Origin of the sequence: Ensifer sp. 2TAB8, from assembly GCF_052115125.1 — a bacterium.
Taxonomy (GTDB): Bacteria; Pseudomonadota; Alphaproteobacteria; order Rhizobiales; family Rhizobiaceae; genus Ensifer.
In genome coordinates, this window is sequence record NZ_JBFRGB010000006.1 from 222,284 (window position 1) to 248,036 (window position 25,753).

Sequence of the window (25,753 nt, forward strand, 5' to 3'; positions counted from 1 at the left end):
ATCTCAGTCGCGTCTCATCCCTGGATGACGTCCTGCCATTCGGGGTGCCGCACCGCCTGCGCCTTCATGAACGGGCAGAGCGGGATGATCTTCCAGCCGCCTTTGCGGGCTTCTTCGATCGCATGTCTGGCAAGCGCCTGGCCGACACCCTTGCCGCGCAGGGCTTCCGGAACGAGGGTGTGATCGACAATGATCAATTGGGGAGACGTCCGCGAATAGGTCATTTCCCCGGTGTGGCCTTCGACCACGGTCGAATAGCGGCCGTGCGATCCAGTTTCCTCGAGTACGATTTCCATGACAGCCTTCCTTGGCGAACCAGTTTCTTTGTCTGGAAGCTAGCGCAGATTTCTGTAAATCGGAATCCACCAACCCGGTATCCCGGAAACACAGACTGTTCCCGAAAAAACACCAATCCGACCAGCCGCAGAGCGCAAAACGACGGCGGCGGCTCCGGGGAACCCGAAGCCGCCGCTCGACCTATGGCCCTGTAATGGGCGAACTAGTGGCGGTACTGCTGGATGCGAGTGGTGCGCAGGCCGGCAAGACCATGATCGTTGATCGAGGACTGCCAGGACAGGAATTCTTCGACCGTGAGGGTATAGCGTTCGCACGCCTCCTCAAGGCTCAACAGGCCACCGCGCACGGCGGCAACAACCTCTGCCTTGCGACGGATCACCCAGCGCCGGGTATTGGCCGGCGGCAGATCCGCAATCGTCAGAGGGCTGCCATCGGGGCCGATGACATATTTTACGCGTGGTCGCATCATTTCGGTCATGGGACTCTCTACACAAACTCAAGACCATATGACCGTGACCTTAGCCTGCCACATTTAACATTTGCCTAAGCAGCAAGTAACAATTTGCTCATAATTTGAGACACTTCGGCGAGGCGCCATATCGATGATCCGCCCCGGGTCAATTCATGGGGCTGTGCGCCCTATCCTTGTGAATTGCTTTGAGAAGAGCCTGGATTATCCCGGAATTGTCATGGGAGCCATGCAATTACCACATTTCACTTTAACTAAAATTTTTGATAACGAGGCGCTGAAATAAGGATGAGCGTCGTATGTGCGCTCCCGCAATCATTCTTGGTGCATCGTCATAGTTTTCACAACCGGACGCGTTTCTTGCGCGGACAGGCCGGTAGCGGCGGCTGTATTTCGTTTGCCGGGGTGAAGTTCATGCTTCAGGTGATCTGAGGCGTTTTTGTATTCTCTCGACCGGGCGCGGTGGCGCCTGGGGATGTGGTGATCGCAGATGAAGGAATCGAACGAACCGGCCTTGCTGCGCGAGGCTGAAACGGCGGACATTTTCTCGGACGTCGATACGGCTGCCGTCCGCACCGAATACGAACTTCTGCATCTCATGCGGCGGCTGATCGCCCGCTATGGCTTTGGTCATTTCATGATCGCGCGCATGCCGCTGGCCGAACAGCAGCGCTTTTCCGAGCGGCTGGTGCTCAGCAACTGGCCGTCGGAACTGGTGCGCCAATACGATGCCTGCGAAACCTTCCAGTCGAGCACGCTGGTCGAGCGGCTGCGGTTTACGAAGCTGCCGGTGACCGGCGGGCCCGAACTTCTGGACGTCGCCGCAAAGCCCGTGGACGAGGCGATGGTGCACCGGCTGCACGCCCACCCGGAGATGGCACGTCACTTCGCCGTGCTCCTGCACACCAGCAATGGCGATCCCTTCATAGCCATGCTGTCAGGCCGGCGCGAGGCCCCGGTGGGTGTCGAATGCGCGACGCTCTATCTGACACTGGTCCAGCTTTTCGAATGCCTGGAACGTACCTTCGACACCGGCAGTTCGGCACGGGAGAAGCTGTCGAGCCGCGAGGTCGAATGCCTGCGCTGGGCAGCGGCCGGCAAGAGCAGCGACGAGATCGCCATCATCCTGGGCATTTCGACCTATACGGTCAGCAGCTATTTCAAGAGCGCGACCCGCAAGCTCGATGCGGTCAACCGCATGCAGGCGATCGCCCGCGCCATGCGGCTGAAGCTGATCTGACGCCGAAACGTGGCGCGTCTTAAGGACGCGCGGCTTCGCCGGTTTGCGGCCGGCCTTGCCGCCGGACGGACAAGTTTCTATATGTCGCGGGAATGAAAGTGCTACGGCTGCCTTTGCGCGTCTCATAGGATGCGCGGTGCCGTAGAGCCGAGCATGCCGTGAGCCGAGGGTTTTTCGGCCAAGCATCGCATGAAGCGTGAAACAGGGCAGGCGCAAGGTTGCCGCCCGAAGGCCGGATTGGATCCCGTGAACAGTCTCGATTTTGACCGCAAGCCCGAAGATACGCGTGTCGTTGTTGCCATGTCCGGCGGCGTCGACAGTTCTGTCGTCGCTGGCCTGCTCAAACGCGAGGGCTACGACGTTCTCGGTATCACGCTGCAGCTCTATGATCATGGCGCCGCCGTCCATCGTGCCGGCTCCTGCTGCGCCGGCCAGGACATCGACGATGCACGCCGCGTCTGCGAAACGCTCGGCATTCCGCACTATGTGCTCGACTACGAAGCGCGCTTCCGCGAAACGGTGATCAATCCCTTCGCCGAAAGCTATATTGCTGGCGAGACGCCGATCCCTTGCGTCGCCTGCAACCAGACCGTCAAGTTTGCCGATCTCCTGGCGACCGCCAAGGAGCTCGGCGCCGACGCGCTGGCGACCGGCCACTATATCCGCTCGCGCCCGAGCCCGAACCCGCGCTACGCCGGCCAGCGGGCGCTCTACCGCCCGACGGATGCCGACCGCGACCAGAGCTATTTCCTCTTTGCGACGACGCAGGAGCAGATCGACTATCTGCGCTTTCCGCTCGGTCATCTCTCCAAGGCCGAGACACGCAAGCTCGCCGAAGAGATGGGCCTCGTCGTCGCCCAGAAGGCCGACAGCCAGGACATCTGTTTCGTGCCCCAGGGCAAGTACAGCGACATCGTCTCGAAGCTGAAGCCGAATGCAGCACTCTCCGGCGAGATCGTGCATCTCGACGGCCGCGTGCTCGGCAGGCATGAGGGCATCCTCCACTACACCATCGGTCAGCGCCGCGGCATCGGCGTCGCGACCGGCGAGCCGCTCTATGTCGTCTATCTCGACGCGCGCTCGCGCCGCGTCATCGTCGGCCCCAAGGAAGCGCTGGAAACGCGCCGCGTCTATCTGCGCGACGTCAACTGGCTCGGCGATGAAGACGTCGAGGCGGCAGCCGCACGTGGCTTTGAGTGTTTCGCCAAGGTGCGCTCCACGCGCCAGCCGGCGCCGGCCGTCCTCGCGATGGACGACGAGGGCATCTATGTGGAGCTCGCCGAAGGCGAAGCCGGCATCGCGCCCGGCCAGGCCTGCGCGCTTTATTCCGGCGTCGGCGAGGACGCGCGCGTCTATGGCGGCGGATTCATTCGCAAATCGGAGCGTGAAGCAAGCGCAGAAGCCGCTCTGAAGGCGCTGCTTTCTGCGCAGGCAGCCGCCTGAAGCCCTTGATTTCCGGGCTGTTGTGAAAACTTCACATTTTCCCGGAGACTTGGCTTGACACTGGCCGGAAGCGGGCCGTATAAGCCGCCCGTCCAGTCAAGACGGCTTCCACTTCGAAGCGCTGACGCGGTACCCGGCGGAGTAGCTCAGTAGGTTAGAGCAGAGGAATCATAATCCTTGTGTCGGGGGTTCGAATCCCTCCTCCGCTACCATTTCTCCAAACTACATTTCTAGATTGTAGCCGCGCGTGAATATGGGAAACGCTCGGCCTAATGATCGTCAAGCCGCGCTTGGATCAGCCAACACTGCAGACACATGGAACCGCGCCCGGTTTTGCCAGGATGTTCGAGAAGTTCGGTTTTGTGTTTGAACCAGTCGACACGCCTAGATGCGGCGCGGCGGACGGACGCTCTGATCAGCGCCCGTAACAATCAAATTCGCATAATTATCCTCGGCATCTTAAAATTGCACGGTTAACCTAGGATCCGCCCTGAGTGCATGCAAGGGGGCGGCGCTTGCACGTTCCAGTCGAATCGAAGCATCGTCGATAAGTAGATTGGAGCGGGAAGGGGCCGCACGGATGAGGTCCGGCGACTACATTCTGGGGGATGATCAACCCAAAACCAACCCCTGGCGCGACGATCGCCTCGGCTACGCGCCTTTCGCGAAGCGGTTGGCAAACGTCGCCATCAACATGAACATTCCAAATGGCTATGTCATTGGACTGCATGGCCGGTGGGGCAGTGGCAAAACGACTCTCGTGAATTTCATCCTCGAGTATTTGAAGAAACACAATGAGGAATGCGAAGACGCCACCGCGAAGGTCGAGCATATCGATTTCCGACCTTGGATTGTCGCTGGTCACCAAGATCTCATGGGCGCATTTTTCAAGTTGTTGTCGGAACACCTTGGTCCTCCAGAGAGCAAAGCAAAGCGCGCGTGGAGGAAAGCGGTAAGAACCGTTTCCGATACCACCGATCAACTCGTCGACGCCGCAGCTACGCTTGCGCTAACGGTCGATTTGAGCGGAGGCGCCGTTACGGGACTGGCTGGAGGCTTGGCGAAGAAATCACTCAACAGTTACTTGAGCAGTTATCTTGAGACGCCGTCACTTCAAAAGGCATATGAAAATTTGAAAAAACAGCTCGCCGGCAGCGGTCGGCGCTTCCTGGTAACCATCGACGATATTGATCGCCTAGACGACGAAGAGATCAAATCGATTATGCAGATGGTAAAGACGATCGGTCGACTGCCGAATGTTCTGTATCTGCTTGTCTATGACCGCGAAATCGTGTGGCAAGCCCTCGACCAGCGGAGAGATCGCATAGGGCCTAAGTTCGCTGAGAAGATTGTACAGCAGGAAGTTGAATTGCCGGTTCCGGGCAAAAATTCGCTTCTCGGCATTCTCGACCAGGAGATCAAGTTCCTGACGGGCAATAGTGAAGAATCAATGCGGTGGCACCACATCGTTCGTGATGGAGTGCATCGCTGGATAAATAACCCCCGCGACGTGCTACGCTTATCAAACGCACTTAAGTTCGCTTGGCCAGCACTTGAAGGAGAGTTCGACCCTCAAGATCTTGTCGCGATCGAAGGACTGCGGCTCTTTGATCCGGAGGCATTTGACTGGATCAGGAACAATAGAGATTTCCTATTCAGTGACGGCCGATACTTCATGGGCAGTGACGACGAGCGCAAGGCTAATGTCGAAGCGCTGAAAATCTCGCTGCCGGTCGATAAGGCGGGCATGGTGCTCAACCTCTTAGCTGTCCTGTTTCCGCAACAAAGCAAATGGATTGAAGGGGCGGGCTTCGGTTCGAGCGAGAGCCACGTGGCTGCTCAAAATCGGCGTGGCCTCGCCAGTGAAGCTGGTTACGACTCTTACTTCGCGCTGCACCCAACTGCAGATGCTATCCCCAAGACAACACTAGACTCAATCTTTGAGAACCTCGGTGACGAAGCGAAAATTGCGCCTATTTTGAAAGCGTATCTTGGCAAGCACAGCAGTCGAGGAAGATCGATGACAGGGCTCCTCCTCCAGGATCTTCGCTTACGGTTCGCTGCCAACTCCAGACCCGTGCCCACGAAGTCCTTTCTCCGTGCTCTGTTGGGAATAGGTGAAGATGTTTTTCAAATCCCTTGGCGGGGCGAGTTCTTCGCGCTTGAGGCAAGCGGAACATGGCGCTTTCTGGTGAAGGACCTTCTGGAAATCTGGGGAGAGGAGAAGGCGGGCAAAGAACTCCGCGACGCGTTCGAGAAATCCAGCTCGCCGTTCGTGATGGCCGAACTGTACGTTGACAGAGGACGGGAACTGAGCGTCTTTCCTAGCGATGGCTCATCGCGTCCGGTCATTACCAAGGACGAATTTGACCAACTGGGGCCGATCCTGCTGCCAAAAATCCTTTCGGCAGTTGATGATGGCTCACTACTGGGAGTGCCCTTCTATTGGGACATTCTGCGATCGTGGGCATACCTAGGTGACAGTACCGCGGCCCAAACTTGGCTCAGACAGGGTGTCCAGCAAAGCGGCCATTTCGCCGCCAAAATAGCCAAGGGACTGGTATCACAGAGTTCGTCTGGAAACGGCATAACCTATTCTTATCGAAGCGTTCCGGACGATACGCTCTATGAGATCGATTTCATTTACGATTGTGCGAAGCACCATCTCGCCAACGCACCTGATCTCAATGAAGATGAACGATCGCTGCTCACGGCCATAGTGCAAGGCGTTGACCGTCTGCAGGCAGGCGAAACGGACGACTTCTGAATACTTTGCCGGGCGGGCTCGCGTAGCGCGAATAAACATGCAAGACATCCTCTATATTCAGTCAGAGCTTGCAGGTTCATGACAGCCTGTCGTTGTCCGTAAGCCTCTGATTAGTAGAGGAAAAATTCTGAGTTTTGTTAACCTGCAATTCGCTTGGATGTTCAAATTGGAAGGCTGGCCGGTTTCAGTGGGCAAATCGCCCCGGCGCGCCGTGATCAATGGGGATTCAAAAGCGGATTTCCGGGGTTTCGAAGACTTCTCAAAGGCAGCGGGCGATTTTTGAAGCCCGCCCTGCGGGATTGCCCGATTTTGTCAGCCGAGGCGATTTTCGCCGGTTTTTGTCAGGCCAGGCTGTCAAAGCCGTTCCCCGCGAAGAACCGCTCCTCCCCACGTCCAACCCGTTGATTTTCAACCATTCCCCGCCCGGTTTTTGGTCTCCCCCGATCTCCCCGGATAATTCCGGATAACCGTGACAGACAACACTGGTATTCTTGAGTGCGGCCGGCGTGGAGACGATGCGCTTGGTACCTGCTCCAAGCGCAATAGCCTTCACCCTCAACGATGCGTCGGTTTCAGCGGCAAGGTCAGCGCCGGGCCGCTTTTGACCCCGAACTGCCGTCTGAACTGCCGCGACGCGCTGCCGTCAAACAGCGATTGTGGCAGCGGTGCGCCGATGGCCCATTTGTATTTGGCGTCCGGATCGTTGCTCAGCTCCTGGTGCGCGACGGCGCTCAAGGGCAGGACATATTCCGGCTTGCGCAGGCCGCGCTCGGAGTTGCCGAGCCAAGTGAGAACGACCAGAATTTCGCCGCCGAGTTCCAACGCGTCGAGTGCGAGTGGTTTGCCGCCGACGGATGTGCGGACTGCCTGTTCGTGGAACTTGAAGGCGCTGAGTTTCAGTTCGTCTTGCGGGTCCGTCATTTCTCGCCTTCCTGCGTGTGCTGCCAGTGCTGCCCTGAGCAGCGATTCGCTCAAACGGCGTTCCGTATGATAATCCCTCTGCCATACATGCAGCCGCTGAAGGATGCAAAAGGCGCCGCCAATCATCGATGGCAGCGCCTGCGGATGCTTTCGTTTGAGATCGTGTGCGTGCGAGCGGGCCAGCTCGGCCCACCGCCTGAACATTGCTGGCGGAGCAGGGGCCTTAACGATGGATCGACGAGGTGATCGTCGAGTAGTCGGGCAGGCTGATGTCGGCGATTTCGGCCGCCCGATATTGGGACAGGGCGAAGTGCATGATCGCGATCACGGTGATCGAGAAGACCAGTACTGTGACGTTGACGCCGAAAGCGGTTTTGATCATGTCCTTGTCCTCCGAGCCTGCGTTTGTTGGCGTGTGTCGGTAGAAACCGTGACATGCAGACTATCGTGTGGCGTCAATTGCGCTGTTCCCCGGGGAACATGAGATATGGTTACCGGAAACTTAATCGACGTTGCATGAAAAGCGCACCTGGCCAAACGGCTTGCGATCGGCGCGTTGCTCGCTAAGGTGCGCGCTTCTTACCGAACCGGATTCGGGACCGAACATCTTTACCATCTGGCGTCTTGCGCACTGCTTCGGCCCGAGCCGGAAGTGCCGCAATCCCATCGGCGCTCGTTTTTCAAAGTGATTGTGGCATGACCATTTCCATTCGCCCCTCCCTTCCTTCCGATTTTCCGCGCACCTTCGAGATCTGGCGCAGCGCCGTCATCGCTACGCACGACTTCCTGAGCGCGGAGGATTTTGCCGCGATCGAGGCGCTGGTGCGCGACCAGTATCTGCCCGCCGCCGAGTTCTGGATTGCGGTTGATGAGAACGATCAGGCGCTCGCCTTCATGGGCATGATCGATGCACAGATCGACTCCCTCTTTGTTCACGCGGAGGCGCGTGGCGCCGGTGTCGGCCGGCGGCTTGTCGAGCATGCGATGAGCCTGCATCCGGTGCTGACGGTCGACGTCAACGAGCAGAATGCATCGGGCGCGGGATTTTATGAGCGCATGGGCTTCGAGACAGTCGGCCGTTCACCGGTCGATGATGCAGGGCGGCCCTATCCGCTCCTGCATTTGCGGCGCGGATGATCGGCACAAGCCGGCGGCGATCAGGCGGCCGGCTTGTCGATTGTGATCAGGAACAGGACGGCAGAGGCCGCCGGCTCGATCGTGATGTCGGCAGCGCCTTTGAGGATTGCCGTGTCGCCCGTTGCGAGATCGGCGGTGGCTTCTACTGCGGACAAGCGCACCGCGCCGCCGTGGCAAAGGACGAGCGTCGTCCCCGCCGAGCCTTCCACTGTCTGCAGATGGTCGATCGCCAGACGCTGAACCGTGTGCGCCAGCCGGCCGCGCCTTGTCATGACGTTGAGATCGACGATCGGACCGTCCACCAGCGTCGCCGAGGTCGCGACGTCGGCGGGGAAGGGGAGCGGCGGCGCTTCTCCGGTCATGACGACAGGCTCGCGCCCGTCGATCATCAGCCGCATGCCCTTGCCCTGAAGGATCGAGAGCGTGCGGTCGATGCCGGGGAAGCTGGAGAAGGGGCCGTCGCTGGCAACGGTCGCCATGCTCACGCGCCAGTCGAAGTCGGCAAGCGACGCTTTGCTTGGGAAGACGGCGATCTCCACCGTCTCGCCGCCACCGTTCTTCCACGGCATGCGCTTGTAGTTTTTCGCGCGCAGGATCTTCATGGCGCGCTCTCTTCGATGATCGTGCGCATCTTGGCGAAGTCGCCGTTCAGTGGCCGGTTGTCGGCATAGGTCGGGATAGCAGCGCGGATGCGCTGATAAAGCTGGCCGGTGCGCACAGCACGGCCTCTTGGCTGGAGGTCGTAGGCTTGAGAGGCTGCCAGCAGTTCGATCGCCAGAATGGTTTCGAGATTGTCGGCAATCGACAGCGCCTTCCAGGCGGCCGGCGTCGCGTGGGTGAGGATATCCTCCTGCAGTGCCGAGGTGATGCCGCCGTCGAGGCTCGCGGGGGCTGCCAGACGCCGGTTTTCGGCGGCAAGCGAGGCTGCCGTATATTGCGCGATCATGAAGCCGGAGGAGACGCCGCTGTCACCGGCAAGGAAGGCCGGCAGACCGCTGACCAGCGGATTGACCAACCGGTCGATGCGGCGTTCGGAAATGGCAGCGACCTCGGCAACGGCGACCGCCAGGCTGTCCATGGCAAGGCCGAGGGCAGCACCCACCGCATGGGCCTGGGAGTGCACTTCCGGTGCTTCGGGCGTGCCTGAAACGGCGGGGTTGTCGGTAAGGCTCGCAAGTTCGCGGTCGACGACTTCGGCGACCTGGGCCAGTGCGTCGCGCGCAGCGCCATGCACATGCGGCACGGCGCGAAGGCTCAAGGGATCTTGCGTGCGCGTACCGGCGGTCTCGCCGAGCATCGGGCTGCCGGCGAGATAGGCGCGCAGCGAGGCTCCGACCTCTTCGAGCCCCATGGAGCGGCGGAGCGCCAGGGGGACGGCGGCAAAGGCGTTGGCCTGGCTGCCGAGGTTTTCGTAGGTCATGGCCGCCGCCGCATCCGCCCAGTCGAACAGATGATGGGCGCGTGAGAGCGCGAGTGCCGCGAGACCGGTGGCGCAGGGGGTGCCGTTGACGAGGCTCAGGCCCTCCTTGGCTTCGAGCGTGAGCGGCTTGAGCCCGACGCGGGCAAGCGCCTCGGCGCCGCTGATCTTGCCCTTGCCGTCGTCGACCGTTCCGTGACCAATCAGAACGAGGCCGATTGCGGCCGCATGGGTCAGATAGCCGACGGAGCCGCGCGAGGGGATGTCGGGGATGAGATTGGCATTGAGGAGCGAGAGAAGCGTCTCGACCGTCTCGATGCGCACGCCAGAGTAGCCGTGGGCGAAGTTGGCGATCTGGGCGGCCATCACCGCGCGGGCCTCGGGCCGGGCGAGCGGTTCGCCGACGCCGCAGGCGTGGCTGAGGAGGATGTTGCGCGACAGCGCCTGCTGGTTCTCGCGGTCGATGACGACGTCGCAAAGCGCGCCGACGCCGGTGTTGATGCCGTAGCCGCGGATGCCGCGCGCAACGAGCGCATCGACGATCTGGCGGGCATGGACGATGCGCTGCCTTGCTGCGTCGGAAAGCGCGAGCGGTGCGCCGTTGGCGACCGCCGCGATTTGCCTCCAGGTCAACGGTGCATCGAGGGTTACATTCTCATTCATGGGCTTCCGGTCGTCCCTGTCGGCGTTGCACGAAGCGGGCAACATAATCGTTGGCCGGCCGTTGCAGAATATCGTCCGGCGTGCCGACCTGCACCACCTGGCCGTCCTTGAGGATGGCGATTTCCGAACCGATGCGCAGCGCCTCGTCGAGATCGTGGGTGATGAAGACGATCGTCTTTGAAAGGTTCTGTTGCAATTGCAGCAACTGGTCCTGCATGTCGGCGCGGATCAAGGGGTCGAGGGCCGAGAAGGCCTCGTCCATCAGGATCACGTCGGTATCGGCGGCAAGCGCACGGGCAAGGCCGACGCGCTGCTTCATGCCGCCAGAGAGCTGGTGCGGGAACTTGGCGTCGTAGCCGGCAAGACCGACCGTCTCGATCCATTTCATGCCGATGTCGCGGGCCTCGGCCTTGGGCAGGCCGCGCACGCGCTGGCCGTAAACGACGTTCTGCAGCACGGTGCGATGCGGCATCAGCGCGAAACTCTGGAACACCATGCTGACGCGGTGCATGCGGAAGGTGCGCAGCGCCTTGGCATCCAGCGTCAGGATGTTGCTGCCGTCGAACATGACCTCGCCGCTGGTCGGCTCGATCAGCCGGTTGATGTGGCGCACCAGGGTCGACTTGCCGGAGCCGGAAAGGCCCATGATCACGAAGATCTTGCCGGCGCCGATGGTCAGACTGACTTTGTTCAGGCCAATGCTGCAGCCGGAGCGGGCGAGAATCTCGGACTTGTTCAGCCCTTCTTTTGCCATGGCGAGTGCGGCTTTCGCGTCCTGCCCGAAGATCTTGTAGACGTTGCGGATCTCGATATCAGCCATTGCGGGGATCCTCCGTCCGGCTCTTGCCGAAGCCTTGCGTGATGCGGTCGAGTACGATCGCGAGAATGACGATGCCGATGCCGGCTTCCAGCCCCTTGCCGACATCGAGCGTCTGGATGCCGTTCAGCACCTGCTCGCCGAGGCCGCGGGCGCCGATCATCGACGCGACGACCACCATCGAGAGTGCCATCATGATCGTCTGGTTGAGGCCGGCCATGATTGTCGGCGTGGCGAGTGGCAGCTCGACGCCGAAGAGGATCTGGTTGGGACTGCCGCCAAAGGCGGTCGCCGCTTCCACCACCTCATGGTCGACCTGGCGGATGCCGAGATCGGTGAGGCGGATGAGTGGCGGCACGGCGTAGATGATGGTGGCGAGGATCGCCGGCACCTTGCCGAGGCCGAAGAGCATCAGCGCCGGGATCAGGTAGACGAAGCTCGGCATCGTCTGCATGACGTCGAGCACCGGTAGCGTGATGCTGCGCGCGGTCCGGCTCTTGGCGACGAAGATGCCCATGGGCACGCCGATGACGACCGAGACGATCGTTGCCATCAGCATTAGCGCCAGCGTCTGCATCGTCAGGTCCCAGAGGCCGAGAACGCCGACGAAGAACAGCAGTACGCCGACGGCGACCGTCAGGCCCCAGCGCTTGGAGCTCTGCCAGGCGAGTGCCATGAAAATGAGGATGACGACCCACCAGGGCAGGCCGCGCAGGATCCATTCGATGAACAGAACGGCTTTCAGAATGACGGCGCTGATCGCCTTGAAGACCCAGCCATAGCCGCTGACCAGTGCCTGGATGAAATCGTTCACCGGCCCGCGAATGGAGAGATTGAGAGAATCCGGAAACATCGGACGCGTTCCTTGCTCGGGCTGCCAGCGGACATGGTGAGCCACCGACGGCGCTTGCCTCGGGTATTGTGGCCAACCGCCAGCTCAGGCTCACGCGTCGCTTGGACGCGATGACGAGGCCCGAGCCGGCGATGTGTCGCGATTATTTAAGGCTGGCTTCGATCTTGCCGCGGGCTTCGTCCGAAACCCACTTGCCCCAGACGTCGGCCTTGGTCTTCAGGAACTCGGCGGCGGCTGCCGGCGCATCGACCTTGTTGTCGGCCATGTAGGCGAGGCTGCCGTTGACGGCTTCGAGCGGGAAGGTCGCCTTTTCGAGGATGGCGATGATTTCAGGGGCTTCCTCAGCGAAGGTGCTGTTGACGCCGTAGGAAACGTCGACCGACGGGAAGGCGCAGCCCTGTTCGCGCTTGCCGTTGGCGCTCGAAAGCTCCTTCCAGCATTCTTCGCTATAGGCCGGCTCTTCGAGCTGCACGAGCTTGAACTTGCCCATGATCGCGGTCGGCGACCAATAGTAGAAGAGGATCGGCTCGCCCTGGAGATAGGCCGATGTGATGGCGGAATCGAGCGCCGTGCCGGTGCCCGGACGGAAGTTCACATAGGTTTCGCCGAGCTTGTAGGCTTCGAGCTTGGCGGAGCTCACGCCCTCGCAGGTCCAGCCCGATGGGCAGTTGAGGAAGCGGCCCTTGCTCGGCTCTTCCGGATCGGCGAAGAGCTCGACGATCTTCGGATCGGAAAGCTGTGAGACGTTCTTCAGGTCCGGCGCCTTGGCCTCGAGATTGCGGGCGGCGTCTCCCTTGATGACGTATTCCGGTACGAACCAGCCTTCGCTGGCGCCGACGAAGGTTTTGCCGACCGCGACCACCTTCTTTTCCTCGACCGCCTTGTTCCAGACGTCGGAGCGGCCAAGCCATTCCTCGGCGAAGATCTGCACGTCGTTGTTGGCGGTTGCCTGTTCCAGCGTCACCGAGTTGCCGGGGATCGAATCCACCTGGCAATCATAGCCCTTGGAAAGAATGGTCTTCATCACTTCGGTGATGAACGCACCGCTTTCCCAATCGATGCCGGCGAACATGACGGTTTTGCCGTCGCCGCAATAGGACGCGCTGGCGTTGCCGGTGGAGGCCGCGAGCACGAGGCCGGTTGCGGCTAGCGTGAGTTTCAGTTTGTTGATCGACATTAAGCTGTTCCCTGATTTGATTTTTGGCTTTGACGATTACTTCAGTTTCATCAGCACCCGCGCAAAGGCGCGGTCGATATCGTCCTCCCGGTCGTGGCGTCCGTTCCGGATCTTCCACGCGCCCGCGACCATGACGTCGCGGACAGTCTCGCCGCCGAGCGCAAAGAGCCAGCGGTCGAGGATCTGGTTGTCGGTGGCGGCGGCGATGTAGGGATTGCTGCCGTCAAGCACGACGAAATCGGCGCGCGCGCCGACGGTGATGCCGGCAGCCTTCTGACCGGCCGCCTGGGCGCCGCCCTTGAGCGCCGCGTCAAACACGGTTCGGCCGATAGAGGCGCCTGGCCCGGTGGCAAGCCGATTGCGGCGGCGGTCGCGCAGGCGCTGGCCGTATTCGAGCAGGCGCAACTCCTCGGCGACGCTGGTCGCCACATGGCTGTCGGTGCCGACGCCGATAACCCCGCCTTCGGCCATGAAATCGACCGCCGGGAAAATGCCGTCACCGAGATTGGCTTCGGTTGCGGGGCAGAGGCCGGCAACCGCGCCGGAACGGGCCAGGCGCTGCCGTTCGGTTTCCGTCAGATGCGTTGCGTGGATCGCGCACCAGCGTTCGTCGACGGGCATTTCATCAAGCAGCCACTCGACCGGGCGCCGGCCGCTCCAGGCGAGGCTGTCGTCGACTTCCTTGGTCTGTTCGGCCACATGGATATGGATCGGGCCGGCAACGGGTGCCGCATCGAGGATGATGCGCATTTCCTCGGGCGTCGCTGCGCGCAGCGAATGGATGGCGTAGCCGAGCGTGTTGTCGGCTTCGCGGCAGAGCGGATCGAGGCGCTCAAGCAGCGCCAGGAAGCGATCGGGATCATGCAGGAACGGCCGCTGGCCGGCATTTGGCGCCACGCCGCCGAAATTGGCGTGGGCGTAGAAAACCGGCAGGTGAGTGAGACCGATGCCGGTCGTGCGGGCGGCAGCGAGAATGCGCAGCGACATCTCGGCCGGGTCGGCATAGGGGGTGCCATCTGCCTGGTGGTGCAGGTAGTGGAATTCGGCAACGTGGCCGAAACCGCCCTTCAGCATTTCCATGTAGAGCTTGGCGGCGATCGCCTCGACGTCGTCAGGATTGACCAGCCCGACGGTGCGATACATTTCCTCACGCCAGGTCCAGAAGCTGTCGTCGCCGCTTCCCGCCACTTCGGCAAGGCCGGCCATCGCGCGCTGGAAGGCGTGGGAATGAAGGTTGGAGATTGCCGGGATCAGCGGCCCGGCCGCACGCTCGTCGCCATTGGCGGCGGTGCTGCCGGTCTCGACCGTCGCAATCCGGCCCGATGGGTCGAGCGAGATCGCGACATTTTGGGCCCAGCCGCCGGGCAGGAGCGCCCGTTCTGCAAAGATCCGGTTGACGGGAAAACTAGCCATGTGCATTTTCCTGTACGTAGTTGTATATGGAACTATAGATATTTTGCGCTGGCGCGCAAGCGTGAAATGAACGAAAAGATTCTTGGGCGAATGCGCATGATTTGTTCGGCATTCTGGAAAGGCGGGGCTTGAACCGATGGCGGCACTGGGAAAACGGAACGATATGGCCGCCTTCGAGGATGGTCCGGTGCCGCGCTACGAGGCGGTCAAACAGTTCATCCGCAGCCGTATCGAGAGCGGCGAGTGGCCCGCCCATCACCGCATCCCCTCGGAAAACGAGATCGTCGCCGACCTCGGCGTCAGCCGCATGACCGCCAATCGGGCGCTCAGGGAACTGGCAACCGAGGGCGCGATTACGCGGGTGCAGGGCGTTGGTTCCTTCGTCGCGGCCCACAAGGGCAGCACCGCGCTTCTGGAAGTTCGCAACATCGCCGACGAAATTCATGAGCGCGGCCATACCCACACGTCGCTGATGACGCTCCTTCAGGAAGAGGTAGTGACGCCGGAGATCGGTTATGCGCTCGGCCTTGCCACCGGCGCCCGCGTTTTCCATTCGATCATGGTGCATTCGGAAAACGGCCTGCCGATCCAGATCGAGGATCGTTTCGTCAATCCGGCGGCCTGCCCGCGTTATCTGGAGCAGGATTTCCGAACGATGACGCCGAACGCCTATCTCACCGCGGTCGCGCCGATCACGCGCACCGAACAGATCGTCGAAGCGGTGTCGCCGCAGCTGTGGGAATGCAAGCTGCTCGGCATCGACCGCAACGAACCCTGTCTGATGATCCGGCGCCGTACCTGGTCGGAAGCGGCCAATGTGACGACGGCACGTCTGCTCTATCCCGGCACCCGCTATCGCCTTGAGGGCATGTCGCAGTAGATCGGGATCGGGCTTCCGCAGAAAAACCGCACATCTTTTCCTCATCCCGCTCTAATCTCGACATTATTCCAGTCGATTCGGGGGATCGACCGCCGAATGGGAGGATGACGAGATCATGGTTGAGGATGCGCTGAAGCTTCGCACCGAGCTGCCCAGGCCCGATGTCAGTGCCGAAGAGGCGCGGGCGTTGCTGGCCGAGCACTACGGTCTGTCAGGCACGATCAGCGAACTCGGCAGCCAGCAGGACCGCAACTATCGCATCGATACCGGCGAGCAGCGCTATGTGCTGAAAATCTGCCGCGCGGAATATGGACCGCTCGAACTGGAAGCGCAGAATGCGGCCTTGCAGCATCTTTCCGATCGCTTGACGTCGGCGCGCGTTGCGGAAGTCGTGTCTTCGCTCAAGGGCGAGGCGATCGAGAGCGTGACCGTCCGCGAGCAGGACTACCGGATCCGCCTGTTAAGTTTTCTCGATGGCGAACCGCTGACCCGGCGCAAGCATCTTTCGCGTGAAGCCGTGTCCGCGCTCGGTGCGCTCGCCKGGCGGCTGGCCGCCGCGCTGCAGGACTTCGAGCATCCCGGGCTTGAACGCGAACTGCAATGGGACCTGCGCCGAGCCGGTCCCGTCGTCCTTCACCTCTTGGCCGACATGCCGGACCAGCAGCGCAAGAAGCGCATCGCCGAAATCATGGTCGGCGCGATGCGGCGTCTGCAGCCACTCACGGCGGAACTGCGCATACAGGCGATCCATCACGATGTGACCGACGACAATGTGGTGAGCCAGCCTGATGCATCCGGCCGGGCGATCCCGGACGGGGTGATCGATTTCGGCGATATCCTCAAGGGGTGGCTGGTTGCCGAACTTGCCGTGACCTGCGCCTCGCTGCTGCATCACGCCGACGGCGATCCGTGGTTCATCCTGCCGGCGGTCAAGGCGTTTCATGCCGCGTGTCCGCTGACCGAAGTGGAACTGAGGGCGCTCTGGCCGCTGATCGTCGCCCGCGCCGCCGTATTGGTCGCGAGCTCCGAACATCAGCTCTCCCGCGAGCCTGACAACGCTTATGTCGAGGGCAACGCCGCGCATGAGCGGGAGATCTTCGACGTTGCGACTTCGGTTCCGTCGGCACTGATGGAGCACGCGATCCTGGCCTCGGCGGGGCTTGCTCCGGCATCAGCGCCTGTCACGGGGGAGAGCCTGATCCCGGGGCTTGGGCCGACCGATGTGCGCCAGATCGACCTGTCGATCCTCAGCCCGCTATTGCCTGAGGAACGCTGGCAGCACCAGGGACTGCCGATCTCGCTGCTGCAGCACGCCGCCCATGCGATCGGTGTCGCGACCACCCGCTACGGCGAATATCGGATGACCGAAACGCAACTGAGGTCGCCGAAGCCCGACGCGACGCTGGCGCTGCATGTCGACATCTGCCTGGAGGCGGGCCGCGAGATCGTTGCCCCGTTTGCGGGGCGGGTCATCCGGCAGGATGGACTGTTGGTTCTGGAAGGGGCCGAGGCGAGCCTGTTCCTCGAAGGCGTCGAAGCCGGTGGCGACATTGAGGAAACCGCCGCAGCCGGTGCAGTGCTCGGCGTCGTATCGGGCGAGCAGCAGACTTATGGTCTGATCCGCGTCCAGCTTTGCCGCGAGCATGGTCTCGTTCCGCCGCTTTTTGTGATGCCGCGCCAGGCGGAGGCCTGGAAGGCCCTGTGCCCGTCGCCGGCCGGCGTCCTCGGGTTTGAATGCGATGCGCCGGAACTGCACAGCGAAGCGCTGCTGAGCCGTCGGCAGCAGCACTTCGCCAAGCCGCAGAAGAACTACTACCTGAAACCACCGCAGATCGAACGCGGCTGGAGGGAATATCTCTTCGACGTCGAGGGCCGCAGCTATCTCGACATGGTCAACAACGTGACGATCCTCGGCCACGGACATCCGCGCCTGGCCTCTGCCGTGGGTCGGCAATGGTCGCTGCTCAACACCAATTCGCGCTTCCACTACGCGTCCGTCGCCGAGTTCTCGACGCGGCTCGCGGCGCTCGCGCCCGAGGGGCTCGATACCGTGTTCCTGGTCAACAGCGGCTCGGAGGCAAACGACCTGGCACTCCGGCTTGCCTGGGCCTATTCCGGCGCCCGCAATGTCGTGAGCCTGCTCGAGGCCTATCACGGTTGGACGGTCGCCAGCGATGCGGTGTCGACCTCGATCGCAGACAATCCGCAGGCGCTGGAGACGCGTCCGGCCTGGGTGCATCCGGTGACCGCGCCCAACACCTATCGCGGCGAGTTCCGCGGTGCCGATACGACGGACAGCTATGTCCGCTCCGTCGTCACCAAGCTGACCGAACTGGACGCTGAGGATGAGAGGCTCGCCGGCTTCATCTGCGAGCCGGTCTACGGCAATGCCGGCGGCATCCCCCTGCCGAAAGGTTATCTCGATGCGGTCTATGCCATGGTGCGGGCACGTGGCGGCGTTTGCATCGCCGACGAGGTGCAGGTCGGCTACGGCCGTCTCGGCGATTATTTCTGGGGCTTCGAAGAGCAGGGCGTCGTGCCCGATATCATCACGGTCGCCAAGGGCATGGGCAACGGCCATCCGCTCGGCGCCGTCATCACTCGCCGCGAGATCGCCGACGCGCTGGAGAAGGAGGGGTACTTCTTCTCGTCCTCGGGCGGCAGCCCCGTCAGCTCCGTCGTCGGCCAGGCCGTGCTCGATATCCTGACGGAGGAGCGGCTTCCGGAGAATGCCCGTGTCGTCGGCGGTCACCTCAAGGCCCGGCTTGAAGCGCTGGGGCAGCGCTTCCCGCTGATTGGCGCCGTACACGGCATGGGGCTTTATCTCGGCGTCGAATTCGTGCGCGACCGGGAAACGCTGTTGCCGGCGACGGAGGAGACGGCGGCGATCTGCGATCGCCTGCTCGATCTCGGCGTCATCATGCAGCCGACCGGTGACCACCTGAATGTGCTGAAGATCAAGCCGCCGCTCTGCCTCAGCCTGGAGAGCGCCGACTTCTTCGCCGACATGCTGGCGCGGGTGCTGGAGGAGGGCTGGTAAAACATCGTCGGCCGCATTGCTGCCACCGACGAGGGCTTACCAGCCGGCGAAGTCCGCCAGCACCGTGTCCGCGACGCGACCGGCGGTGACGTCGTCGAAGGCTTGCTCCAGGATCTCCAGCGCCGCGTCGATGTCCCGATCGGTGATCGTCAGCGGCGGCGTCATCTCCAAGACATTGGAGCTCATTCCGACATAGTAGACAACGAGGCCGAGTTCATAGGCGCGGTAGACGAGCTTGGCCGTCTCGCGCGAAGCCGGTGTCCGGCCCTGCCGATCGGTGATCAACTCTACCCCGCAGGCAAGCCCGCGTCCGCGAACGTCGCCGATCAGAGGGTGGCGCTCGGCAAGACGCTGCAGGCCCTGACGCAGCCGTTGCCCCTTCCGCTCCGCTTCCTGCGCAAGTCCCTCGCGCTCGATGGTTTCGAGAACCGCGAGGCCGGCGGCGGCTGAGATCGGGTTGCCGTGCAGCGTCTGCATGGCGAAGGCGTTTGCGCAATCGAGCACCTTGGCCGGACCGATGGCGGCCGAGAGCGGCAGGCCGCCGCCGAGCCCCTTGCCGATGGTCAGGATGTCGGGAACGAAATCCTCATGCTCGAAGCAATGCAGCCGGCCGCTGCGGCCAAGCCCGACCTTCACTTCGTCGCAGACGACGAGCACGCCGTATTCACGACAGATCTCGGCAAAGGCTCTGAAGAATCCGGCTGGCGGCACGATCAGGCCGCCGTCGGACTGGATCGGCTCGATGAAGGCGGCCGCGAACTGTTCGGGCGCCAATTCCAGGTGTTGGCGCAGTTCGGTGAGGATTGCGCCACCCGTCGGGTCTTCGCGGTAGGGCCGGTACGGATCGGGGTAGGGGAGTAACAGCAGACCGTCGGCCTTGGCGGCACCTGCCTGGACACTATGGCCGGAAAAGGCCATCGAGCCGGTAGTGCAACCGTGATAGGCGCCGACGAATGCGATKACACCTGACCGACCCGTTGCCTTGGTGACAGCGCGGAAGACGGCCTCGTTGGCGTCAGATCCGGAATGACCGAACCAGATCTTGTTGTCGCCCGCCCCGGGAAAGGCCGCGAGCAGTTTTTCCGCGAGCGCCGTTGCCGGACCGTTGGCGGCAGAAAGAACGCTGGCGCCGGCGGGATTTGCAGCCGCACGGGAGATTGCCTCGACCAGCGCCGGGTGGCCATAGCCGAGGCTCGCCGCACCCCAGGCGCCGGAGAGGTCGATCAGCTCACGGCCGTTTTCCTGCATGAGCTTCGCGCCCCGGCCGCCGGTCACGGCAAGCGGGAAGAAGCGCAGCTTCTGCAGGTTGGCGATTGCCGCTTGGTCTCTGTCGTAGAGTGGGGTCACCGGGCTTCCCCTATGCTGGCTTTCAGACAGCGGGTCAGGCGCTCGCCCCAGGTTGCGACGCCTGCATCGGTGTCGATCAGATCGTGGCGCACCTCGACCAGAACGCCCGGCAGCCCGCGCGCGTCGGCATGAACCGGCACGGTATAATCCTCGTCGGGATGGATGTTGTAGGGCTCGTTGTCGCCGATCGTCAGCTGGCTTTCGCTGGCCAACTCGCCGATCAGTGAACCGGCAAAATCGACCGCGTCACGATAGAGGATGCCGGCCTGCCAGGGGCGCGGCTTGCCGAAATAGACCGGCGTGAAGCTGTGGATGCCGACGACGAAGGGCCGCTTGCCTTCGCCCTCGAGCCGGTCGAGACGGCGGCTGACCGCTTCAGCGAACGGCGTGAACAGCGTATCGATCCGCTGCTGCCGCTCTTCGTCGCTTAAGCTTCGGTTGGCGGGGATCTCCGTCGTCTCGCTGATCTCGGGGATCATCGAGGGGGCGGAAAGCGGCCGGTTGCAGTCGATCACCAGCCTTGAGTAGTTGGTGAAGAACAATGGTGCATCGAGGCTGAGGCTTAAGCGCTGAGCCAGCGCCATGGCGCCGATATCCCAGGCGATGTGGCGCTGGCGCTCGTGCAGCGGCAGCCCCATATCGCCGAGCGCGCGTGGCATCCGGTTTGTTGCGTGTTCGCACAGAAGCAGGATCGGCGAGGTGCCGTCCGGGTTGAAGACCGCATAAGGCGGCAGTTCGTCGATCGCCAGCAGCGGTGCGCTCGGGTCGTGTCGCGCGCCGGGCTCTAGGCTCTTGATGGCCGTTGTCGAGGTCATGGGCTGCCCATCCGTCAATCAGTAGACCGCCGCATAGCGGGCGCAGAGTTCGTCTGGCGAGAGCCCGTCGACGATCTCGATCTCCTTGCGCTTCATCGCCTCGTAGCAGGCAAGGAAATCTCGTGAGAACCAACCGGTGACGACCGGATCGGCGGCAAGCGTGTCCAGCGCTTCCGGCAGGCTTGCGGGCAGGCGACGGATGCCGAGTTTCTCCTGTTCTGCCGCCGAGAAATCGGACGGGTCGGAATTGATCAGGGGCGGCTGTTCGAGCTCGGCCCTGATGCCTTCGAGGCCGGCCTTCAAGAGAACAGCCAGCGACAGATGCGGGCTGGCGCAGGCGTCGGCGGCCCGATATTCCATGTTGAACTGCCTGGCCGGATTGCTGCCGGGCAGGTCCAGCGTCGGGCAAATGCGCAGCGTCGCTTCGCGGTTCTTTTCACCGAGGCAGGTGTAGGCGGCGCTCCAATGGTGTGGCACGAGCCGCATGTAGGAAAGCACCGACGGAGCGGTAAACGCGGTCAGCGCTGGCAGATGCTTGATGACGCCGGCGGCAAAGGAGCCGGAGACCTTGGAAAGCCTGCCGGGACGCGAGGCGTCGAATGTCACCGGATTGCCGTCGAGATCGGTGAAGCTCACATGCAGATGCACGCCGTTGCCGACGCCATTCGACGCCGTCTTCGGGGCGAAGCTCGCATTCCAGCCGAAGAGGGCGGCGACTTCCTTGGTGATCGCGCGGATGGTGGCGCCGCGGTCGGCGGCGGTCAGCGCGTCGGCAGGACGGCAGGTGATTTCGAACTGGTCCTTGCCGTATTCCGGCAGGAACATTTCCGGCTCGGCGCCGGCTTCCTGCAAGGCGGTCATCAGCAGCGAGCCGAAGGGTTCGGCGCGGCGCTGGGCGCGCAGGCCGAAGGAGGGGGCGTCCGGCCAGTCGACGCCGAGCAACTGGAATTCCTGCTCGACGGCCGATATGACCTTGAGGCCGATCTCTTCATATTCCTTCAGTGTCTGTTTCAGGAAGCTGCGCACGCAGCAATCCCAGGCATTGCCCTGTAGGTCGGTGATGTCGGAGTGGTAGAAATGCAGCGGCGTCTCGTCGGGCAGGCAAGTGACGCGCGCCTTGCTGCTTGGATCCGCCATCAGTCGCAGGTCGCCGGACGAGCCCCAGGGGTTGTTTTCGGCAATCTGGTCGAAGGGCGTCAGCGCCAGGTTGGCCGGCACCCAGCCGACGCCCTTGCGCAGGTAGCTGTCGATCTCGGTCGCGGCGAAGCTGCGGCCGCGGGTGATGCCGGCGATGTCTGTCGTGACGAAGGTGGCGAGTTCCGTCAGTGCGGCGGCCGCCTTGCCGTTGTTGGTATCGGTCATGGAATCCCCTCCAATCTGTTTTTTGCGGCGGTCTAGGCCTGGCGCAGGCCGTTCAGGCGGCTGACGACGGTGTCCGTGTCGGTCGTCCAGCAGTAGCCCGAGTAGGCACGAAGGGCCGCGTCATGGCGCTGCTCGCTGTAGGTGGCGCAGGCGTCGTTGACGACGGTGACGAGGTAGCCACGGTCGGCGGCGTCACGCACGGCCATGTCGACGCACTGGTCGGTGATGACGCCGGCGATGATCAGATAGCGCGTGTTGAGATTGCGCAGGATGTAGTCGATGTTGGTCGAGTTGAAGACGCCCGACGACGTCTTCGGCAGCACGATCTCGTTGTCGATGGGGGCAAGCTCCGGAATGACCTGGCCCTCGGGCGAGCCCTTCGGCACGTGCATGTCGGAAAGCTTGTGGTCGAGCGAGCGGTCGCGGCCGTCGAGCGTCAGGCTTTCGATGATCGTGTGCAGCACCTCGCAACCTGCCTTTCGCGCCGCTTCCAGAATGCGCACCTGGTTGGGGATGACGGTCTGGCGCAGACGCCTGTGGTAATAGCTGTCGGCGTCCTGCGGGTGGGTCGGGTCGAGGTTCGGCTCGCACCAGATGCGCTGCATGTCGACGAACAACAAAGAGGTGCGGCCAGCCTCATAGGCGCTGTCGCGCCTCAAGAGATCGTCCCCAACCTTTACAGTGACTGCACTCATTCGAATTCTCCTCGGGTTGTCTGGTTCGCCAGGGCGGCGGAAAGGGTCAGCGGTCGTCTTCAACGGCTGGGTTGAAGGCATCCTCGGTGATGGCATAGCCGCGGCGCAGTTCCTCCATGCGCTCGATGCGGCCACGTGACTGCGTGGCTAGGCGGGCGGTCAGTGCCGCGATCACCGCCTCCGTCTGGGCGATCGCCGGCACCATCGTGTCGTAGGGCGAGACCGTGTCGACGGGCGCCGTCAGCGTCACGGTCGCGAAATCGGCGATCGGCGACAGCCAGCGGTCGGTGAACAGCACGATGCGCGCGCCCTGCGTCGCCGCCTGGCGGGCAAAGCGGATCGTGTCGTTCTGGTAGCGGCGATAGTCGTAGACGAAGAGCACGTCGCGCTTGCCGAGATCGACGAGCTGGTCGACCTGGTCGGCCTGGCTGCCGTTGATCCAGCGCGTATCGCCGCGCAGTTGCTTCATGTGCGACCAGAGCAGGCCGGCGAGAAAGCCGCTGAAGCGGCCGCCAAGGCAGTGGATGCGGGCGCTCATGTCGGCGGCGGCGTCGACCGCGGCCTCGAAATCCTCCGAAGGCAGCATCTGCATCGAGGATTCCAGCGCATGGATGCTGGCGCGCAGGAAGTACTGGTAAAAATTCTCCTGCTCCAGCGACGGGCGCCGCTCGTCGAGCATGGAGAGCGGCGAACTCATGCGCTCCTGCACTTCGCTGAGAAGCGCCTTCTGGAACTCTGGATAGCCCTCGAAGCCCAGCGTGTTGGCGAAGCGCACGACGGTCGGATTGCTGACGCCGGCGGCGGCGGCGAGATGCGCGACCGTGTTCAGCCCGGCTGCCGGATAGTTCGACAACAGCTGCCGCACGATCTTCAGTTCCGAGCGCGTGAAGGTGATCGCGCCGTCTGTCAGTCGGTCCCGGATTGCCACGATTTCTGCCTCCCAAAAATGATGGCGTGAACCCCAATTTCTACTTTTTGTTACAGAATTGCTAGCAGAGAATGTTTTTTGAAACAAGATTGACATTTGATCGATCTGCGATAACGTTCATTTCGGGAACGGGCCCGAGCCAAAAACACGAGGCGGGCCGAAAATTTGGGGGAATGCGGATGGTGCGCGTCAGGCGAGAAACCGTCTTTGGTATCCTTGTAACGTCGCTGCCGCTTTTGGCCGCCGCCGTCATCGCCTCGCTGTTCTTTCCGGGCAGCGGCGAGCGCCTGGTGACGCTGTTCATGATCAACGTCATCGCCGTGCTCGGCATCGGCATCTACGCCGGCAATTCCGGCATCGTTTCCTTCGGTCACGTCGGCTTCATGGCGATCGGCGCCTATGCGTCTGGTCTGTTGACGCTCAACCCGATCATCCAGAAGACGGCGCTGCCGCATCTGCCGGGATGGCTGGCGGGCATCGGCATGCCTTTCCTGCCGGCGCTTGCCATCGCCCTCGTCGTCGTTGCTCTGGTCGCGGTGCTGATCGGCATTCCGGTTGCGCGCCTTGGCGGCTCGTCAGCCTCGATCGCGACGCTCGGCTTCCTCGTCATCGTGCATGTCGTGCTTGTCGCCTCGACGGATTTCACCCGCGGCAGCCAGACGTTTTTCGGGATCCCGCGCGCGGTCAATCTCTGGGTGGCGCTGCCCTTTGCCATTGCGGCCATCGCGGTCGCGCGCCTCTATCGGGATTCGAGCGCCGGCCTGAAGCTTCGGGCGTCGCGTGAAGACGAGATCGCCTCGACCGCCGTTGGCGTCAACGTCAAGATGCACCGCTTCTTCGCCTGGGTTCTGGGCGCAATACTCGCTGGTGCCGCCGGCGCCTTGCTGGCGCATTTCCTCGGCGCCTTTTCGCCCAAGGACTTCTACTTCAATCTGACCTTCATGCTCTTGGCGATGTTGATCCTCGGCGGCATCACCACGGTCTCGGGTGCCGTCGGCGGCGCCGCCGTGATCATGCTGATCGTCGAACTCCTGCGGAAGCTCGAAGGCGGCGTCGATCTCGGCTTCCTGAAACTGCCGACCGTCTTCGGCCTCACCGATATCGGCATCGGCGTCGCGATCCTCGTCGTCATGTACCGCCTGCAGGACGGCCTTTTCGGCGTGCGCGAACTCGACGAGCGCTTCGGCTGGTTCAAGCGCGCCGCTTCGAAAGGCGAAGCCGGAACCCCAGTGCCGGCAGATGCCAGTGCAGCAACCGGTCAAGGCACGCTCCGGGTCGAAAATCTCGGCAAGCGGTTTGCGGGTCTCGTCGCGCTCGAGAACGCTAACTTCGAGATCAAGCCCGGTCTCGTCACCGGTCTGATCGGACCGAACGGCGCCGGCAAGTCGACGCTGATCAACAGCGTTTCCGGCGTTGTTCCGCCGTCGAGCGGTCGCGTGCTGATCGACGGTCAGGATGTTGCGTCGCTTGCGGTTCATGCCGTTCCCGTCGCGGGTCTCGCTCGCACCTTCCAGAACATTCGTCTTTTCAAGAACCTGACCGTCCTTGAAAACGTCACGGTTGCGGCAAGCGCCTTGAAGGCCGATGGCGAAGACCCGGCCGCCCGCGCCCTGACGGTGCTCGCGGAAGTGGGCCTCGGGGAATTTGCCGACAGGCTGGCCGGCACGCTTTCCTATGGAGCGCAGCGACGGCTGGAGATCGCCCGCGCGCTGGCACTGAAGCCGCGTTATCTGCTGCTCGACGAGCCGGCCGCCGGCATGAACCCGGCCGAGACCGAGGAGCTGATGCATGTCCTCGATCGTATCCGCACGAAGTATCGCCTCGGCCTGCTCGTCGTCGAGCACGACCTGAAGCTGATCATGCGGCTCTGCGACGTCGTCGTCGTGCTCAACAAGGGCCAGCAGATCGCCATCGGTACGCCGGCGGAAATCCAGGCCAATCAGGCCGTCATCGAGGCCTATATCGGCCGCCGCCGCTCATCGGCGCAGGCGCGAAGCGGCGAGGGGGAAGTTCAAGGCCTGCCGTCCGGCGCGCCGGGCCTGCACAATCCTGCATAATCAAGAGAGGGAACT

22 protein-coding genes and 1 tRNA gene are annotated in these 25,753 nt (G+C 62.6%); 8 read left to right on the forward strand and 15 right to left on the reverse strand.

The features are described from left to right. Positions 1–14: 14 nt before the first annotated feature. Together AB4Z53_RS13385 and sciP are read right to left on the reverse strand one after the other, a co-directional pair. Entirely contained in the window at positions 15–296 is a 282-nt protein-coding gene (locus AB4Z53_RS13385) for a GNAT family N-acetyltransferase (RefSeq protein WP_113538667.1), read from the reverse strand. A gap of 203 nt (positions 297–499) precedes the next feature. Continuing rightward, positions 500–775 carry a CtrA inhibitor SciP gene (gene sciP, locus AB4Z53_RS13390; RefSeq protein WP_003527546.1) on the reverse strand — a complete coding sequence of 92 codons (276 nt, stop codon included), beginning with the start codon at positions 773–775 and terminating at the stop codon, positions 500–502. A gap of 481 nt (positions 776–1,256) precedes the next feature. Here sciP and AB4Z53_RS13395 point away from each other — a divergent pair, with 481 nt between their 5' ends. The 4 genes from AB4Z53_RS13395 (at position 1,257) to AB4Z53_RS13410 (ending at position 6,216) form a co-directional block, all read left to right on the forward strand. Beyond that, a complete protein-coding gene (locus tag AB4Z53_RS13395; RefSeq protein ID WP_113538668.1) occupies positions 1,257–2,006 on the forward strand; it encodes a helix-turn-helix transcriptional regulator in 750 nt (249 codons plus the stop codon). A gap of 189 nt (positions 2,007–2,195) precedes the next feature. Further along, on the forward strand, positions 2,196–3,449 hold the full coding sequence (mnmA, locus tag AB4Z53_RS13400; RefSeq protein ID WP_162768802.1) for a tRNA 2-thiouridine(34) synthase MnmA: 1,254 nt from the start codon (positions 2,196–2,198) through the stop codon (positions 3,447–3,449). A gap of 135 nt (positions 3,450–3,584) precedes the next feature. After that, positions 3,585–3,661, forward strand: a tRNA-Met gene (locus AB4Z53_RS13405). Positions 3,662–4,029: 368 nt separating this feature from the next. Then, positions 4,030–6,216 carry a KAP family P-loop NTPase fold protein gene (locus AB4Z53_RS13410; protein ID WP_441596285.1) on the forward strand — a complete coding sequence of 729 codons (2,187 nt, stop codon included), beginning with the start codon at positions 4,030–4,032 and terminating at the stop codon, positions 6,214–6,216. Between the two features lie 555 nt (positions 6,217–6,771). On the opposite strand, the gene AB4Z53_RS13415 is transcribed toward AB4Z53_RS13410, so the two are convergent. Further along, on the reverse strand, positions 6,772–7,137 hold the full coding sequence (locus tag AB4Z53_RS13415) for a hypothetical protein (RefSeq protein WP_441596286.1): 366 nt from the start codon (positions 7,135–7,137) through the stop codon (positions 6,772–6,774). A 223-nt stretch (positions 7,138–7,360) separates the two neighbouring features. Beyond that, positions 7,361–7,519, reverse strand: a complete 159-nt coding sequence (locus AB4Z53_RS13420; RefSeq protein WP_441596287.1) for a hypothetical protein — start codon at positions 7,517–7,519, stop codon at positions 7,361–7,363. Between the two features lie 314 nt (positions 7,520–7,833). On the opposite strand from AB4Z53_RS13420, the gene AB4Z53_RS13425 reads away from it, so the two are divergent. After that, positions 7,834–8,274, forward strand: a complete 441-nt coding sequence (locus AB4Z53_RS13425; RefSeq protein WP_441596288.1) for an acetyltransferase — start codon at positions 7,834–7,836, stop codon at positions 8,272–8,274. A 20-nt stretch (positions 8,275–8,294) separates the two neighbouring features. On the opposite strand, the gene AB4Z53_RS13430 is transcribed toward AB4Z53_RS13425, so the two are convergent. From AB4Z53_RS13430 to hutF, 6 genes are all read right to left on the reverse strand, one after another. Continuing rightward, positions 8,295–8,876 carry a HutD/Ves family protein gene (locus AB4Z53_RS13430; RefSeq protein WP_441596289.1) on the reverse strand — a complete coding sequence of 194 codons (582 nt, stop codon included), beginning with the start codon at positions 8,874–8,876 and terminating at the stop codon, positions 8,295–8,297. After that, on the reverse strand, positions 8,873–10,354 hold the full coding sequence (locus AB4Z53_RS13435; protein WP_441596290.1) for an HAL/PAL/TAL family ammonia-lyase: 1,482 nt from the start codon (positions 10,352–10,354) through the stop codon (positions 8,873–8,875). Before AB4Z53_RS13435 ends, AB4Z53_RS13430 begins: the two co-directional genes overlap by 4 nt. Beyond that, positions 10,347–11,174 (reverse strand): quaternary amine ABC transporter ATP-binding protein, encoded by an 828-nt coding sequence (locus tag AB4Z53_RS13440; protein ID WP_441596291.1) that lies wholly within the window; start codon positions 11,172–11,174, stop codon positions 10,347–10,349. Before AB4Z53_RS13440 ends, AB4Z53_RS13435 begins: the two co-directional genes overlap by 8 nt. Beyond that, positions 11,167–12,024: an ABC transporter permease gene (locus AB4Z53_RS13445; RefSeq protein ID WP_291159234.1), complete on the reverse strand. Its 858-nt coding sequence runs from the start codon at positions 12,022–12,024 to the stop codon at positions 11,167–11,169. Before AB4Z53_RS13445 ends, AB4Z53_RS13440 begins: the two co-directional genes overlap by 8 nt. A 142-nt stretch (positions 12,025–12,166) precedes the next feature. Next, on the reverse strand, positions 12,167–13,201 hold the full coding sequence (locus AB4Z53_RS13450) for an ABC transporter substrate-binding protein (protein WP_441596292.1): 1,035 nt from the start codon (positions 13,199–13,201) through the stop codon (positions 12,167–12,169). A 36-nt stretch (positions 13,202–13,237) separates the two neighbouring features. Further along, entirely contained in the window at positions 13,238–14,614 is a 1,377-nt protein-coding gene (gene hutF, locus AB4Z53_RS13455) for a formimidoylglutamate deiminase (RefSeq protein ID WP_441596293.1), read from the reverse strand. A 136-nt stretch (positions 14,615–14,750) separates the two neighbouring features. Here hutF and hutC point away from each other — a divergent pair, with 136 nt between their 5' ends. Further along, on the forward strand, positions 14,751–15,494 hold the full coding sequence (gene hutC / locus AB4Z53_RS13460; protein ID WP_223725426.1) for a histidine utilization repressor: 744 nt from the start codon (positions 14,751–14,753) through the stop codon (positions 15,492–15,494). A 115-nt stretch (positions 15,495–15,609) separates the two neighbouring features. Next, complete coding sequence (locus tag AB4Z53_RS13465; protein ID WP_441596294.1) at positions 15,610–18,534, forward strand: aminotransferase; 2,925 nt, start codon at positions 15,610–15,612, stop codon at positions 18,532–18,534. A 36-nt stretch (positions 18,535–18,570) separates the two neighbouring features. Here the strand turns inward: AB4Z53_RS13465 and AB4Z53_RS13470 are convergent, their stop codons facing one another. Genes AB4Z53_RS13470 through AB4Z53_RS13490 form a run of 5 tightly spaced genes read right to left on the reverse strand, consistent with a single transcriptional unit; the run spans position 18,571 to position 23,681 of the window. Further along, complete coding sequence (locus tag AB4Z53_RS13470; protein ID WP_441596295.1) at positions 18,571–19,881, reverse strand: aspartate aminotransferase family protein; 1,311 nt, start codon at positions 19,879–19,881, stop codon at positions 18,571–18,573. Further along, complete coding sequence (locus AB4Z53_RS13475; RefSeq protein WP_441596296.1) at positions 19,878–20,696, reverse strand: N-formylglutamate amidohydrolase; 819 nt, start codon at positions 20,694–20,696, stop codon at positions 19,878–19,880. Before AB4Z53_RS13475 ends, AB4Z53_RS13470 begins: the two co-directional genes overlap by 4 nt. Before the next feature lie 18 nt (positions 20,697–20,714). Next, positions 20,715–22,058 (reverse strand): glutamine synthetase family protein, encoded by a 1,344-nt coding sequence (locus AB4Z53_RS13480; protein WP_441596297.1) that lies wholly within the window; start codon positions 22,056–22,058, stop codon positions 20,715–20,717. A gap of 32 nt (positions 22,059–22,090) precedes the next feature. After that, positions 22,091–22,753, reverse strand: a complete 663-nt coding sequence (locus tag AB4Z53_RS13485) for an isochorismatase family cysteine hydrolase (protein ID WP_291165201.1) — start codon at positions 22,751–22,753, stop codon at positions 22,091–22,093. Positions 22,754–22,799: 46 nt separating this feature from the next. Beyond that, the gene (locus AB4Z53_RS13490) at positions 22,800–23,681 is read right to left on the reverse strand and encodes a MurR/RpiR family transcriptional regulator (protein ID WP_291165204.1); all 882 of its coding nucleotides are present in this window, start codon (positions 23,679–23,681) and stop codon (positions 22,800–22,802) included. Positions 23,682–23,860: 179 nt separating this feature from the next. On the opposite strand from AB4Z53_RS13490, the gene AB4Z53_RS13495 reads away from it, so the two are divergent. After that, positions 23,861–25,738 carry a branched-chain amino acid ABC transporter ATP-binding protein/permease gene (locus AB4Z53_RS13495; RefSeq protein ID WP_441596298.1) on the forward strand — a complete coding sequence of 626 codons (1,878 nt, stop codon included), beginning with the start codon at positions 23,861–23,863 and terminating at the stop codon, positions 25,736–25,738. The last annotated feature ends 15 nt before the right edge of the window (positions 25,739–25,753 follow it).